Source organism: Vibrio ponticus (assembly GCF_009938225.1).
Taxonomy (GTDB): Bacteria; Pseudomonadota; Gammaproteobacteria; order Enterobacterales; family Vibrionaceae; genus Vibrio; species Vibrio ponticus.
Window position 1 is genome coordinate 1,447,208 of sequence record NZ_AP019658.1, and the last position, 15,571, is coordinate 1,462,778.

At 46.3% G+C, this 15,571-nt stretch carries 15 protein-coding genes; 9 read left to right on the forward strand and 6 right to left on the reverse strand.

Annotation, left to right across the window (positions count from 1 at the left end):
- Positions 1 to 59 precede the first annotated feature (59 nt).
- From GZN30_RS20650 to GZN30_RS20680, 7 genes are all read left to right on the forward strand, one after another.
- Entirely contained in the window at positions 60 to 1,460 is a 1,401-nt protein-coding gene (locus GZN30_RS20650; protein WP_075649144.1) for an ATP-binding protein, read from the forward strand.
- On the forward strand, positions 1,438 to 2,088 hold the full coding sequence (locus GZN30_RS20655) for a response regulator transcription factor (protein WP_075649145.1): 651 nt from the start codon (positions 1,438 to 1,440) through the stop codon (positions 2,086 to 2,088). Before GZN30_RS20650 ends, GZN30_RS20655 begins: the two co-directional genes overlap by 23 nt.
- Positions 2,085 to 2,903: a DUF2861 family protein gene (locus GZN30_RS20660; RefSeq protein ID WP_075649146.1), complete on the forward strand. Its 819-nt coding sequence runs from the start codon at positions 2,085 to 2,087 to the stop codon at positions 2,901 to 2,903. The genes GZN30_RS20655 and GZN30_RS20660 overlap by 4 nt, the downstream gene beginning before the upstream one ends.
- Positions 2,904 to 2,977: 74 nt before the next feature.
- Positions 2,978 to 5,242, forward strand: a complete 2,265-nt coding sequence (locus GZN30_RS20665; RefSeq protein ID WP_075649147.1) for a glycoside hydrolase — start codon at positions 2,978 to 2,980, stop codon at positions 5,240 to 5,242.
- A gap of 301 nt (positions 5,243 to 5,543) precedes the next feature.
- A complete protein-coding gene (locus GZN30_RS20670) occupies positions 5,544 to 6,887 on the forward strand; it encodes a PTS transporter subunit EIIC (RefSeq protein ID WP_075649148.1) in 1,344 nt (447 codons plus the stop codon).
- A gap of 38 nt (positions 6,888 to 6,925) precedes the next feature.
- Positions 6,926 to 8,368: a glycoside hydrolase family 32 protein gene (locus GZN30_RS20675; protein ID WP_083627159.1), complete on the forward strand. Its 1,443-nt coding sequence runs from the start codon at positions 6,926 to 6,928 to the stop codon at positions 8,366 to 8,368.
- A 32-nt stretch (positions 8,369 to 8,400) separates the two neighbouring features.
- A complete protein-coding gene (locus GZN30_RS20680; protein WP_075649149.1) occupies positions 8,401 to 9,438 on the forward strand; it encodes a LacI family DNA-binding transcriptional regulator in 1,038 nt (345 codons plus the stop codon).
- Positions 9,439 to 9,523: 85 nt separating this feature from the next.
- Here GZN30_RS20680 and GZN30_RS20685 read toward each other — a convergent pair whose 3' ends face one another.
- The 3 genes from GZN30_RS20685 to GZN30_RS20695 all read right to left on the reverse strand — a co-directional run bounded on the left by GZN30_RS20685 (position 9,524) and on the right by GZN30_RS20695 (position 11,320).
- Positions 9,524 to 10,033: a MerR family transcriptional regulator gene (locus GZN30_RS20685; protein WP_075649150.1), complete on the reverse strand. Its 510-nt coding sequence runs from the start codon at positions 10,031 to 10,033 to the stop codon at positions 9,524 to 9,526.
- Between the two features lie 88 nt (positions 10,034 to 10,121).
- Entirely contained in the window at positions 10,122 to 10,745 is a 624-nt protein-coding gene (locus tag GZN30_RS20690; protein ID WP_083627162.1) for an MOSC domain-containing protein, read from the reverse strand.
- Between the two features lie 164 nt (positions 10,746 to 10,909).
- The gene (locus tag GZN30_RS20695) at positions 10,910 to 11,320 is read right to left on the reverse strand and encodes a PaaI family thioesterase (protein ID WP_075649152.1); all 411 of its coding nucleotides are present in this window, start codon (positions 11,318 to 11,320) and stop codon (positions 10,910 to 10,912) included.
- 26 nt (positions 11,321 to 11,346) lie between these two features.
- On the opposite strand from GZN30_RS20695, the gene GZN30_RS20700 reads away from it, so the two are divergent.
- Positions 11,347 to 11,622 (forward strand): DUF134 domain-containing protein, encoded by a 276-nt coding sequence (locus GZN30_RS20700; protein WP_075649153.1) that lies wholly within the window; start codon positions 11,347 to 11,349, stop codon positions 11,620 to 11,622.
- 34 nt (positions 11,623 to 11,656) lie between these two features.
- On the opposite strand, the gene nqrM is transcribed toward GZN30_RS20700, so the two are convergent.
- The 3 genes from nqrM to GZN30_RS20715 form a co-directional block, all read right to left on the reverse strand.
- A complete protein-coding gene (nqrM, locus tag GZN30_RS20705; RefSeq protein WP_075649154.1) occupies positions 11,657 to 11,851 on the reverse strand; it encodes a (Na+)-NQR maturation NqrM in 195 nt (64 codons plus the stop codon).
- The gene (locus tag GZN30_RS20710) at positions 11,848 to 12,285 is read right to left on the reverse strand and encodes a NifB/NifX family molybdenum-iron cluster-binding protein (protein WP_075649155.1); all 438 of its coding nucleotides are present in this window, start codon (positions 12,283 to 12,285) and stop codon (positions 11,848 to 11,850) included. Before GZN30_RS20710 ends, nqrM begins: the two co-directional genes overlap by 4 nt.
- Positions 12,286 to 12,399: 114 nt before the next feature.
- Positions 12,400 to 13,047: a 3'-5' exonuclease gene (locus tag GZN30_RS20715; protein ID WP_075649169.1), complete on the reverse strand. Its 648-nt coding sequence runs from the start codon at positions 13,045 to 13,047 to the stop codon at positions 12,400 to 12,402.
- A gap of 411 nt (positions 13,048 to 13,458) precedes the next feature.
- On the opposite strand from GZN30_RS20715, the gene GZN30_RS20720 reads away from it, so the two are divergent.
- A complete protein-coding gene (locus GZN30_RS20720; protein WP_075649156.1) occupies positions 13,459 to 15,552 on the forward strand; it encodes a methyl-accepting chemotaxis protein in 2,094 nt (697 codons plus the stop codon).
- Positions 15,553 to 15,571 lie beyond the last annotated feature (19 nt).

Genomic DNA, 15,571 nt, shown 5'->3' on the forward strand with positions numbered 1-15,571 from the left:
TTACAAAACCCGCTTAAAACATTCTAAAATTCGCACATTGATTCGAGCTGAGATCTTCCATGATTGGGCGTCACTACATTCTAACTCTAATAAGTCTGTTACCTTGTCTGGCACATGGAAAAAACATTCAAAACCAATGGCAAGAGCTGTACCAAAGTGCATGGCAGCAACTTCCCTACGTTGTGACGCAAAAAGAGCTTAGCCAATACCCAATAGAATTACTTAAAAGCAATGCTGCATATCCTAACTTCGAGCAAATTAATTGGGATGATTTGCGTTTAATTAACCGCATCGCAACGAATTGCCAGTGGCTTAAATCTGATAAAAGCGCGCTGCAAACCACAATTGAATTTGAGTATGCCCTTTGTGCGCACACGCGGTTGAATTCTGATTGGTTCAAGGCAAACACTTTACTTCACTCGGCAGGTGGTAGCTTCGCTGATCGCTATTTAGCAAGTCGTTCTAAAACAGAATTATCACTTGCATTACTCCCATTCACGACACTTTCCAATCCACTGCATCCGTTACACAGCAAACTTAAGCGGTTGTCAAATGCGGGTCGTGATGCGCTCCTCAATGGCTACCGCGCATGGCTTGAGAACGATACCTTATGGCTAGCAGGAGAAACCGGATGGAAAGCCGCGCCTGTGAGCATCTGGCAGCCGATCGCCGACAAAACAAAACTGACATTAAACGGTGATAGCTGCGCCCTAACCTACAGTAATCTGTGTCTCAGTGAAAAGCAGCCATCCCCAATGCTGCTGAAAATGCTATTACTGTTGCTCGGTGGAATTAGCATTAGCGTTATTGCCCGCTTAAGTTTTTTAAAGCATAAACAGCGCCGAGAAAAACGCTTCATCTTGCAATTACTCACACACGAACTGCGTACCCCGATTACCAGTTTAGGCTTAACCATTGATATGTTTCGCCATAACTTCGATAACTTAGATGACAACTCCCAAGACGTTTTTTGGCGATTAGTCTCTGATTATCAGCGACTGGCACAGTTGACTGAAAATAGTAAGGTCTATTTAAGCGCTTCAAAAACGAAAGGACTGCTCCATCAATCCGCTTCATTTGCGGATTGGCTCAGCCACTACTGTGAGAAAAATCAAGTCACTTACTCACTGAACGCGGATAAACAACTTAATTTACCTTACTATTGGTTAGCCATCTGCTTAGAAAATTTGATTAAAAATGCCAAGCAACATGGCAAAGGAGAGGTGGTTGTTAACGCCATCATATCAACCAATTTAATCATCGCAGTAAGTGACCACGGCGACTTTCCTTCTCGCTGGCAAAGATTATTTAAACCTAATAATCATCAATCTGAAAATATGGGGATTGGTTTAGATATAGTCGATCACCTTATCAAAATGATGAATGGCAAACTCACCATTCTTCGCAATCCTACTCGTTGTATTTTGGAGCTGCCTTATGAGCACAATTCTGCTAATTGAAGACGACCTATTACTTGGGCAAGGATTAGTCAGTTTCTTTAGCTCTCATCAGTTTGATTGTATTTGGGCAACCAATACCGAGCAAGGCACTAAACTCTGGTACAAAGCTGATCTTGTGATTTTGGATAGACAATTAGCCGATGGGGATAGCTTACAGCACTTATCACAATGGCTATTACTAAAAGCCCTACCAGTAATCATATTAACGGCAAAGTTCGAGGTTGAGCAGCGCATTGAAGGTTTGATGGCTGGAGCAAAAGATTATGTCACCAAGCCATTTTCTAGCGAAGAATTATTAGCTCGCGTTCACACTCAACTTCGCCCAATCGGAACAAGCTTAATCACGTATGCTGATATTGAAGTTGATTTAAGTCAGCGACTTGCCCGCATTAATCAGCAAGAAGTGCCTCTCAAACCAAAGGAACTCCAACTTTTGCTATTGCTGCTACAAAATCAAGGTCGAGTCTTCCATCGAGATGAATTGCTCAACAAAATTTGGGGTTATGAAGCCTTTCCTAGCACTCGAACCGTAGACAATCACGTGCTGCATTTACGCCAAAAGCTGCCTAGTCTGAATATTCAAACGCATCGTGGCGTTGGTTATCGTTTGTTGGAAGCCAAAAAATGAACGTCAACCATACTAAAGCACTACTGATTGTCGCAACACTTACGTTGCCTCTCTCAACGCATGCGAGTCTTTTTGCAGAAACCCCGCTCCAGCACGCTTATCAAGCAACACTGACCAAGCAACCTAAACTGGCGTGGCAAGAACTTATCCTAGCGTTAAGCCAACACCCAATTGAAAGTCGTTATTGGCTGCCAATCAAAAGTGAGGTGTTAACACAAACAGATTGCGGCAGCCAAATCTTGACAATGTCAGCGCCTGACGCGCAACTGCGTCTTAGTTTAATAAAACGTTCAGGACTCGCCTCACAAGGCTACCAATTCCGATTGTCGACAGAAAATACTCAGCAGGCATTGCCCGTTACACTGACCTCCCCAGAAGGCGAACTATTGCTGTCTGGGAGACTGAATGCGAAAAATGATTATCAAGAGATAGAAAGTGATGAACTGTTGCAAGCGCCCTCTCAGGGGCTATTTCAATTAACACTCGGTGAAAACAAAATACCGTTATTACTGGCTTCTCCTAGTAGTGGAACTTGGTTGTCGCTCATCCATCGCTCAGAACAAATACAAGTCAGAGTGAGTGCACCCACTCCGGTACCATCTTGCCCAAAAGCTGCCGCCAGTTGGCAGTGGTTTGATCAAAACTACAATCTTATCGGAACAAAGATACCGTTTAATAGCGACATCGAATCAATACCTAATGATCATGAAGTGAGAAAACAAGCAAAGTATCTCAGCGCGAGTGTTGAACTCGTAGAGTTTCAGCAAGGTATCCGCATCGAATACATCCAAAGGTTGGCGATCCCTTACCGATAAATGTAGACATATAGGTGACATGCGCTCTGGTAAATCCGGCTTAAATAACATGATTGTTTTATCGGAGTATTACCATGTCATTCAACAACCTAGCGCACAAACTGTTATGCTTTGTGCCTATTCTTTTCGCCTCCACCAGCAGCAATGCAACGACCATACAATTACAAAGCGGCAGCGACTCGGTGTTAATTTCACCGCAGACGTTAGCGATTAATTGGAATAACCTGGTTATTAACCAAGCCGCCCTGAATGTCGAACAAAAGTCACCTCAAAGCTATCGACTGATCACACAATCAAATAGTCATGCCACATGGCAAGTTCTGCCGTCAAAACTACGTATCTCTGCTTCGCTGCAAAACAGTGAACTATCCGTGTCACTCTCTCTTCCTCGCCAGCATTCCGTTTCTAGGCAAAATCCTATCGATGTGGAGTGGTTTAACCTCGACAATAACCTCAGCCAAACTCTTTACCTGCCGTTCAGTGAAGGAATGCGTGTTCCTCTAGCGAACTCAGACTGGACAAATTTCCTTATCGAAAACTACTCCGGCTCGAATACCACTCAAGACCTCAAAATGCCATTTTGGACCGTGGAACAAAATGGACACTTTATTAGCTATCTACTGACGACCCCAACCAACAACCGGCTTACTTTTGCTGACACTCATGCTCGCCTTGATATGTCGGCTGCACATCAGTTTACCCAACTCAATGCGAACCAACCATTCACCTTTCAAATCACACTAGGTGATACGCCTCTCAGCGGCGCATTAAGTTATCGTCAATGGCGACAACAAACCGGAGTCAGCGAGTCTCTGAGCGAAAAGTTAAACCGCAACCCTGAGTTGGAAAAATTGATTGGCGCAAGTCATGTCTATCTCTTTGGCAAAGATGCACTTAGCACACACGATGTCAAAGACTGGAGGGGCTTAAACCACTGGTATCTGACAAAATCAGGTCTATCAGTACCCAGCGATATTCAACGTGAGTTATCTAACATAGACAAACAACAAGATTGGTTCAGCCAGTACCACAAACAACTGCTCATTGATGCCATCAGTGACTCGTTGAACGACAAATTTAAGGTCGGATACCCAACTCTTGCCAATAATACCATTGCAGACCAATATCATTCCGCCCAGTCAATTAGGCGTTGGTTAATAGAACACGCGGGGAATTACCTAGTTCCAGCGAAACAATGGGGACAGGCACTTTCAAGTGATATGCTAAATAGTTTCCAACAAGCCGGATTAAGCCGCCTCTGGCTCGGTTTCGACAACTGGATGCCCAGTTTTTACCATCCGGAAATTAACCTGCAAGCGCAGCAGCATGGCTATTTAGTTGGCGTATACGATTCTTACAACACCGCGATAACCCAGGGAAGCAATGACGGATGGCTAACTGCAAACCTACCCGACGCAATGCGCTTAGGCTGCGCGATTGAACTCGCGACTGGTAAGAAAAAAACTGGATTTCGCGGTCATGGCTTTTACCTCAATCCAAACTGCCAACTCAACTACGTTAAGCAGAGAATGTTGGATATTGCACATTATGGTCGGTTTAACAGTATCTTTCTTGATGTCGATGCCACCGCAATGGCGCGCGAAGATTATCGCGATGGCACCAATCAAGCAGCAATACTGGCAGCATTTAATCACCGGTTAAGTTGGCTATCAAAACAGCCCAATATCGTTCTTGGTTCAGAAGACGGAAACAGCTTAACCAGCACGGGGATGGCTTTCGCTCATGGTTTAGAAACGGTTGGGTTTGGTTGGGTGGATGGCGATATGACTAAAAATAGCAAATCAGAATACTATTTAGGTCGCTGGTACCCAGATCATAAACCCGACTACTTTTTTAAGTCTGCCAAGGTTAAACAACCCTATCGCACATTACTGTTCGCCCCGCAGTATCGTGTGCCACTCTATCAGGCGGTTTTCCACGATGAAATCATCAATAGCCATCACTGGCATAGCGATAGTTTGAAATTTACTAACGTGAAAATCAAGCGCGATCTTACTGCAATGTTATATAACACTCCGCCAATGGTACATTTAACTCGCGATGAAGCGCTGTCAGCCAATAGCCCGCGGATAAAACAATTGAAACATTATCAAAGCGGTTTTGCACCGATCCATCAACAGATCTGGAACCAAGCAATGACCAACTTTTCATGGTTAGACAAAGAAGGTTATATTCAACAAACCACCTTCGCTGATGGCAGCATACTCACCGCCAATTTCTCAAAACGCCCCTATAAATTAGGTAACACACAAATTGCAGCACAATCCATTTATGCCAAACTTAGCAACCATAAAGAGCTGCATTGGACACCTAAGTAACTGAGTGCTTGGAACCGTTGCGAAGCCAATCAAACTCTTGATAGATACCACCGCTATGCCCAGCCTATTTGGCTTGGGCATACTCAACCAATTCCTTATGAACCCCTTACTTTCTTCATTGCTTGCTAAACTTTTCTTGCCAACAGGTAATTGATTTACACTCGCTCATTCAGCTTAAGAATGTGATGTAAACCATATTATTGATGATCAAATTTAGATCCAACTTGATGAAATTTTGATGATGTGAAAACCTTACCACATTAAAACATGAAAACCTTTTCACACATTAAGGGTAGAACAGATGAACAACAAAATTGCAGTGAGTTTACTCAATGCTTTGGGTGGAAAAGAGAACATCCGAGCGCTTGAGCATTGCGCGACTCGTTTACGCGTAGTGGTGAAAGATGACGCTAAAGTTGACGCAGATGCGATCAAAAAGACCGCTAAAGTAGCAGGTTACTTCCTGCAATCGGGTCAGCACCAAGTGATCTTAGGCACGGGTCTAGTGAACGCCGTTCACGGCGAAATGACCAAACTGGTTGATGGTGAGCTAGAAAGCACCAAAGGCGCAGCGTATGAAAATATGAGCCCGTTCCAAAAGGCACTGCGCGCGCTGGCTGACGTGTTTATCCCGCTAATTCCGGTGCTGGTTGCAACGGGTCTGTTCATGGGTCTGCGCGGCTTTGCACAACAACTGGGCGTTACTTTCTCACCTGATGTTCTGACTATGACGCAAGTTGTAACAGACACAGTATTTATCTTCTTGCCTGCTCTTGTTGTATGGTCTGCTTTCCAACGTTTTGGCGGCACGCCAGTCGTCGGTATGGTGCTAGGTCTTATGTTAATCGCGCCAATGCTACCAAACGCATGGGCGGTTGCATCGGGTGATGCAGAGAGATTGTCACTGGGCATCTTCCAAGTGCAAGGCTTCCAAGGCACCATCATTCCTGCTCTTATCGTTGGTATCTTTGGTGCAAGCCTAGAGCGTTGGATCAAGTCTTGGATGCCATCGGTAGTGGCGCTGGTATTCACGCCATTTTTGACCATCACTATCGGTATGTTGGCGGGTCTTTTGATCATTGGTCCTATCTTCAACGTGGTTGAACACGGCGTAATGGTCTCTTCTGAAACGATTGTGAACCTACCATTTGGTATCGGTGGCGCTGTCTTTGGTGCATTCCAACAAGTTCTGACGGTAACGGGTCTGCATCACAGCCTAATGGTTGTAGAGCTAAACTTCCTATCAACGCTGAAAGTAAACCCTCTTAACGCATTGATCACTGCCTCAATGGCTGGTCAAGCAGGTGCTGCCATTGCTTACACCATGTCACTGAAAGACAAAGAACAGAAAGCGCTTAACTACTCATCAATCGCGCCATGTTTCTTCGGTATCACTGAGCCATTGCTATTCGGTATCACGCTGACTAACAGCAAGGTATTTGCATCAGGCATGATTGGTGGTGCTATCGCCGGGGCATTCGCAACCATGATGCACATCGCGCCTTCAGTGATGGGTGTGACCTACTTGCCAGCAATCCCTGCTTACCTTGGTAACGGCTTGATGATGTACATCGCCATGATTGTTATCGGTATGGGCTCAGCAATGATCGCAACCAAAATTCTGCTTAAAACTTCAAAAGCTTAACTATCAAGGGAGCCCAGCAATGGGCTCTCTTTACTTATATGAATACACTACTTAATCAAGCGAATGCAGTTTTAGCAAGCGCGACAACAGCAACCAATGACCACTGGCGTCCAAAGTTTCACATCACGCCGCCGGCAGGACTGTTAAACGACCCAAATGGCTTTATTCAGTTTGATGGTCAATACCACCTGTTTTACCAATGGCACCCTTTCGCTTGCCAACACGGTTCTAAATTCTGGGCACACTGCACCAGTGATGATCTTATTCATTGGGAATTAAAACCAACCGCACTTGCACCAGATGCCAGCTACGACAAGAATGGTTGTTACTCAGGTAGTGCTTTTGTACTTAATGATGAACTGCACCTGTTCTACACCGGCAACCTCAAAGATGAAGCCAACCAACGCATATCAACTCAATGCCTAGCAAAACCGATCGATAGCAAGCTAGAGAGCTACGAAAAGCTTGGTCCAGTGATTGGTGGGCAACCAGAAGGCTACACTGCACACTTTCGCGATCCAAAAATCTGGCAACATGACGAGCGCTGGTACTGCGTATTGGGCGCACAAACAGAGCAACTGACCGGACAAGTGCTGCTTTACTCTTCTGACGATGCAAAGCAGTGGCAATATCTAGCACCCATCGTTGGTGATGGCATCAATGGACTGACTGAGTTTGGCTACATGTTTGAGTGCCCAGATCTTTTTGCCCTTGATGGTCAAGATGTCTTAATTGGCTGCCCACAAGGAATTCAGCCGCAAGGGATGAATTTCCATAACCGTCATAACAACGGTTACTTTGTCGGTCAGTTAGATTACGCAACCACTCAATACACCCATGGTGAGTTCCTGCCACTTGATCGCGGCTTTGAATTCTATGCACCGCAAACCACCCTTGCCGATGATGGTCGTCGCTTGCTAAGTGCATGGCTAGGCATCCCCGATGAAGATGATCAACCAACGGTGGAACATAACTGGATTCACGCCTTATCGCTCGTTCGCTCTTTGCACCTAGTCGATGGCAAAGTTCAGCAGCGTCCGGTGGAAGAGCACAAACAATTGCGCTGCAGTCAACAGCAGTGGGCTGAGCAAAGCCTCAACGCACAGCAATCGCTGAGCTTTAGCAGCGAAAACTGTTTTGAGTTAGCACTCAAGGCTGAGCAAATTGACGGAGTGTTATCACTGCGTTTAGCAGAAGTGGGTGAGCACTTTGTTGAAATCAGTTTCGATAGCGCAACTGGCGTATTCAAAGTCGACCGCAGTCATGCCCTTTATCAAGATGGCAGCCGTGAATGTCTGTTGAGTACTCGCGACAGCTTAGAGCTACAGATCTTCTTTGACCGTTCGATTCTGGAAATTTTCGTCAACAATGGCGAAGAAGTCTTCTCTGGTCGCGTATTTCCTGCTCAGGCGGTATCAAACACCACTGTGACATCGACTAAGTCGTGTATAATCAAGGAGCTTATTCGATACGACTACTAGGGAACACCGCCCTAAAGAAAAGGACACGGGACATGCCAACCATCAAAGAAATCGCGCAATTAGCAGAATCTTCTATCTCTAGCGTGTCCCGGGTCATTAACAATTCTGGTTATGTCGGTGAAGAAGCGCGAAAGCGTATTCAAAAAGTACTCGATGAAACGGGCTACCGACCTAACGCGCTTGCCAAAGCCCTGCACTCTAAACGCAGCCAAACCATCGGCGTGATCTTGCCAAAAATCAATGCGACCTCTTCAGGTGAAAACATTGCCGGTATTGACCAATACTATGCCGACAAAGGCTATTCCATCATCCTAGGCAACACCAACCACTCTGTAGATAAAGAAGTTGAGTTTTTGGATCTGTTCGCCGAAAAACAGGTGGACGGCATCATCTTGATCGCGACCACCATCACCCCAGAGCACGAAGCCAAAATTAAGAAACTGCGCGTGCCTTTAGTTGTGATGGGACAAACCGCCACCGATGGCTCACCAAGCGTGCTGTTTGATGAGATCTCTGCAGCAAAAGATATGATGGCGCATTTGGTTGCGCTCAACCACCAGCGCATCGCGTTTATTGGTGTGTCTGAGCTGGATATCTCGGTGGGTCAAAAGCGTAAACAAGGTTACTTAGAATCACTCGCAACACATGGCATGCACGCAAAGCCTGAGTGGATAAGCATTGGTGACTTCTCGGTAGAGAGTGGTTATAAGGCGTGCGAAACCATTTTCACCAATAGCCAAACTAAGCCAGATAGCATCTTTGCGGTAAATGATAAAATGGCAATCGGCGCAATTAACTACCTGTTAGAAAATGGCTATCGCGTACCGCAAGACATCAGTGTATGTGGCGTGGGCGGCGGGGCAATGTCGGCTTACTACAACCCAAAGATCACCTCACTGGTGTATGACTTTCACGAGTCTGGGCGCATGGCTGCGGAGCTGCTGCACGGCTTAATTGAAAAGACCCAAACTATCGCCAAAAACCACATCAGTTTTGTGCCTTACTCGTTGGCTCAACGTGATAGCACTAAACAGAAAAGTACTGAACCGAAAAGCACAGAGCAGAAATAGCCGCCAATAAGTCAGCACCTAAAACACAAAAAGCCAGTCACTCGACTGGCTTTTGGTTAGTTAGCGATAGCCACTGGCGAGATGGTTACATCTTACGGATCTGCGCTATCTCATCAGCATCAATAGCTAAAGATTCAAGAAACTTCTGATGCTCCTGTGGCTCCATCTCTTCAAACTTCTGGTGCCACTTCACCATGTCTGCTTCGGTAAAACCGGCGGCTTGCATAATTTCGACCCAACGTTGTTTATTCACGCTCTTATCCTCTCTTAGATTTGGTTCTTGCAGCAGGGCAACAATCGCGCTTTGCTGCGCGCGTAATGTTTGGATCTCTCGCTCTAACTCTTCAAAGTGATCTTTCAAGATAGTCGCTTGAGATTGCCCCTGTTTGTCCAACAAAGTGCGAATACTGGCTAACGGCAAGCCATAAGAGCGATAAGAGGAGATGGCTTTTAACCGTGCAATCTCTTTGTCGCCATACCAGCGATAACCATTTTCACTGCGCAACGTAGGCAGCAATAGCTGCTCTTTTTCGTAGTACAAAATCGTAGTGCGCGAAATCCCGCACTCTCTCGCCAGTTGAGTGACCGTTAACATATTCTTGCCTCTTTGTGGTTCAGACTGCATCTTCAACCCTCGACTGATAGACGGGTCAACACGTTTTTTTCATTAGGCTCTTTTCACCTTAAGCGTGACCGAGTAAACGGAAATTCCAGTTCTCAACTTCACCAGTGGCAATACGCTGCAGCACTTTGTCTCGCCAACTCTTTGAGAGCCTTTCCTGCGATTTAAGCTGCTCAAGACCTTCTGGATTAAGCGGGTCACCAAAATAGCGCTCACACACCGCTAAGATAGAGAGCGGATTGGCCACTCGCTCAATCAAGACTAGCGGCGCATCTACACTCACCACGCCAGGCTGTATCACGCGATATAGCCAGCCACAGCGACTAACATCTTGCATATCCACAGAGAAATTCTCAACGCCCCAGCGCTGGCTTAACTTCATGCAAGGTGAACGCGGCTGGCTCACTTCAATAATCGCCTCACCCCACTGGTAGCGATCGCCAATACAAACATCGGCTTCAGACATACCCAAAGTACTGATGTTTTCGCCCATACCCGGCGCCTGCCACGTATGCTCACTGCGGTATTTGCTCGCCCAATATTGATAGTGCTCGGCAGGATATTGATGCAACGCACGCTCTACACCACCATGAAATTTCATCTCGGCACATTCGTCGCCTTCCAGACCGGTCTCCGATAAATAGATCTTGCCCGTGATTGGTGATTTGTCTATCGCGGTCGTCATACCAAAACGCTCGGCGACTTTCCCCGTATAGACTCCGGATAACTTATACTGTTGAGACACGTGACTGCTCTCCCTGTATTGATTAACTGCGCGCTATTTTGCTGTGCTGACTACAAAATGATATGGCTATGCTAACACGGAAAGCTCACAGGAAAACGGGGAAGTTAATTGGTGTCAGGTAGCGATAAAAACTGACTTTTAGCACTCGAACAGACCTGCCCTTCAACACTGATTTGACTGCTCAGTTGATGCAAGTTGCGCTTGGTGGCGAGCCACCTCGCCTCCACCACAATACTGACACCAACCGGAACTGGTTGATGAAATCGAGTTTCTAATTTGGCAGTCATTGCGGTGATGCCCATGCTAAACAAGCAATGCAGCATCGCACTGTCATGTAAGGCAGTGATTAACCCACCTTGCATAATGCCAGCGTAGCCTTGCACCCTATCTGTTGTTACAATCTCAGTTCTAACCACACCCGGTTCAACGGTTGTGAATTGAAGAGTGTTATCAGCAAAAAATGGCTGTTGGCAAACCACGCAATCCGCATGATTGTGAGGAAATATTGGCTTCATGGCGTACTAGCCTTTAGGAAATAGTTATGGCTCGACCTAAAATCCATCGCGAAATCTGCACTCGCGCCCCTTACTCATGTTTTAAGCCAAACGGGGTTCCGATGACTGACTTAGAGCAAGTTGAGCTGCTACCAGAGGAGTTGGAAGCGCTGCGACTGGCGGATCAGGAAGGATTGAGCCAACTCGACGCCGCAGCCCAGATGCAGGTATCTCGCCAAACCTTTGGCAATATTGTTAAACGAGCAAGAAACAAAGTGGCACATTGCTTAGTCAATGGTCATGCGCTGGTACTGAGCAAATAACTTACTAATAAACAGCAGATACCAGATCTCGCTGCTATTTAGACGGCTCTTGAATTTGATACAGCACTTTGTGTTCCGCGCACACCTCTTCGCAATTGCACTCACGTTCAATATCAATTGAAGCCAGCCCTCCGCAACTGCCAGCGATTGGCTTACGCGAGAACATCACGCCAATCGCCATCAAAGCAATAATCGCCACAAAAGCCAGCACAGTCAGTATTAGCGTCATTTGCCGATCCTAGTGATCTTGGCAAAATTCGCCGGTGCTAATCGAGCCAATAGCGATGGCTTAGCTGCTGGCTTACTGCCACAACAGCCACTTTGCTTACGTGGCTCTCTGCCATATTCCAAGCTTTTCACTTGCTCTAAATTGGCAAAGTCGAGTTCTTGCACGGGCATTTTTGCCGGGGATACCAATACGGTTAGTTGTCGGTCAAACAGGCGTTGCAGCATTTTTTTACCAATCGCTCGGACGACCACCGCATCAACTTGGTAGGTATCGAGAATTTCCATCCACTGTTTTTTCTTACCACATTGCGATGGGGTTTCCACTAAGGTAATAAGTTGATGGGTATTGCGCTCATCATCAACGATCAGCACTTGCGGAGAGCGAGAGAAGTGATTGGCAACTTCAGCGTTGCGACTAGGAATAGCGTATATCATGGGCACTCGAAATAGGTGACTTCACTGTGCCTCTATTATTGCTAGTTATTGGCATATGCCAATAACTAGCAATGAGATCTTAGATTGCACGCTTGCTTAATGATTAAACGGATTTTACAAACTCAGCTTATTCGCCATCTTCTGCGCTTCTTTGCGTAGCATCTGATCAACCACCGCTTTCGAGGTTTTACCTACTTTGACCATTAAATCAAAGCTCGGCTCAGCAATCGCATATTTTTCTTGCACCGTCGCCAACTGCACTTGCCACAAATGCGCGGTCATTTCGGCATCGGCTAACGCGCGGTGAAAAACACCATCATTGGCAATTTGATGGTACTTCACCAAATCACCGAGCTTATGCGAGCTACTCTCTTGATGCAGGCGTCTTGAAACCAGCAGTGAACAAGCAAACTTACCATCGTAGTTGCGGTTGATTAGCTGTAACTCACCATCAAGAAAACGTTGGTCAAAAGAGGCATTGTGCGCCAATAAGTTACTGCCTTGAATAAAGTCAGCAAACTCATCCATCACCTCGGCACAACTTGGCGCGGTCGCCAGCATATTGTTGGTGATACCGGTGTAGCCTTCAATGAAGCTACTCACGCGAAAGCCTGGGTTCATCAAACTTTGGAAACGATCGACAACCTCACCTTGATGCAATTTAACCGCACCAATTTCTATCGCGCGATCACCTTGCTGCGGTGAAAGACCTGTGGTTTCAAAGTCGAGAACAATAATCGAGCTTGCTGCTGATGGAATAATCACAAAACACCTAATAGAGAACAGGAAACCGGGTGAGTTTAACGGCGGATTGGATTAAGCGCAAAACATCGATTCACTCAATTTAAAATTTGACCTAACGCACTAAATAATCAAATAATTTCGAGTGTTTCCTCTGTTATCATCACAGGAGTCATGCGTCAATTTCTCGTCGCATCACTGCCATCACTGAGATATGTTTATTAAAATTCATATAGTTAGGAAAATTCCTACGCCGCATATGAAAATTCTCTCACTGCCATAATACAAGCACACCAACCATCCCATTCATACTGCAACTTAAATCATTAACAATCAAACACATACACAAATAACCCATTCAATTCTTGCCGCTATAATCGCCGCCCAATCACACAAAAATAATAAATTCACATAACTGAGAGTTAATTGAGAATGTTTAATAGTATTCGCACTCGAATTGCTGTGACAGCTGGTGCGGCAATGGGCTTTACCCTGCTTATTGCCATGGGCATGACCACTAATGCGTTTACCGACGTAAACCAGCAAATCTCAGCAAAAGTAACCACCCAACTGACTGAAGCAACCACATCTCACTTACGCTTTACCGCTTCAGAGCAGAGCAAAACCATCGCAACTGAGCTATTCCCTGTTACGCGCAGCCTAAGCCAGTTACGCTCAATTATGGAACATAGTGCCGCGGATAAAGCTGGCGCCGATGCGCTGGTTAACCATTTTATCGCCGCACTTAAAGCGCAAGACGAAGCGGTGTTCGCGGGTTACTTAGTATTTGAAGAGAAAACTTGGGCGCCAGAAAGTGAAGCCGCGGTTGCTGCTGCATTTAGCCCAGATGGCTACCTTGCTCCATTCTTTTCGCCAAATAGCCAAGGCGGTTTTGATGCGCTGGGCATGGCAAGCTTTACCAATACCCAGCTTAACGCCAATGGCGAACGTACCGATGAATGGCACTTAGCGCCATTTGAAACAGGGCGTCCATTTGTGATGGAGCCTTACATGTACCCGGTGCGTGGCAAGCAAGAGCTGATCACCACCATCAGCCAACCGATTCGCTTAGACGGCAAGATCATTGGCTCGCTGGGCTTTGACCTATCACTCGAGAAGCTACAAGGTCAAAGTGAACTGCTTTCACGCGATCTATTTGGCGGACAGGGCAATATCATCATTGCTTCGTGGAAAGGGGCGACGCTGGCGAACAGTAACCTGCCAAGCTCGGTGGGTAAAAAAGTACCAAACCAGCTATTTAAGCAATGGTCAAATATCCAAGATCTCGCGACCCAAGCGGATATCGGCATGATGACGCAAAATGGTCAAGAATATGCCATCACATCAATCAAAACCTCAGGCGCACCATGGGTAGTGATTGTTTCTGTTCCTACCCAAGTGCTACAAAAAAGCATCACTGAGTTCGCAAACTGGAACGATGAGATGAACAGCAGCGCACTGGAGAAAGGTATTTGGGCAGGCGTACTAGCGATGTTGGCAGGCGTGATTGCCATGACCTTAATTGCCTCATCATTAGGACGCGTATTAGCGAACCTAGTAGAGCGTTTTAAAGATGTCGCACAAGGTGATGGTGACCTAACTTACCGTCTAGAAGTAAAAGGCAAAGACGAAACTGCGCAGTTGGCACAATGGTTTAACGCCTTCTTAATTCGAATGCAAGAGATGATTAAAACCGCCAAGCAGACCGCAACGCAAGTGGAGCACCACGCAGGTGAAGGTCAAGCCAGTGGTGAAATTGCCAAAGATAAACTGAATGCACAACTAAACGAAGTCAACTCTCTCGCCACGGCGATCAACGAGATGACTGCGGCAGCCCAAGAAGTTGCCAACTCAGCAGTACAGGCGGCAACAGCCGCAGGTCAAGTGCAAGTTAGCAGCCGTAGCGGTATGGATCGCATGGATAATGCAGCCGTTGCGATGGAAGATCTGGCAAGCCAAGTTAACCACGCACAGGCGCAAACTCTTTGCTTGGCTGAATCAAGCGCCAATATCCAAGGCATTTTGACTGAAATTGGCGGCATTGCCGAGCAAACCAATTTGCTGGCACTCAATGCAGCAATTGAAGCGGCTCGCGCGGGTCAAGCTGGTCGTGGTTTTGCCGTGGTTGCTGATGAAGTGCGTAACCTCGCTAATCGCACCCAAAGCTCGACTGAGGAAATCCGCACTATGCTGGCGCGTCTAGAGCAAGACACACAAAACATTGTCGGTTTGATGCAGAAGAGCCAACAACAAGCGGCAGACACCAAAGGCGAAACTCAAGCGGCTCAAATGGCACTATCTGAGATCAACCAAGCGATTGAAGTGATCAACGATATGAACAATCAAATCGCTTCAGCGGCTGAAGAACAAAGCCTAGTGGCAGAAGAGATTAACCGTAACGTAGTGATCATTAACGACACCGCAGTGGATGTGATGGATACCATGACGCAATCGGTTGAAATCAGCCATGAGCTCTCTCACGGTGCCACCGAACTGCATCAAGAGTTGAATAAATTTAAGATCTAATCTGACTCGCTCTCTCAAA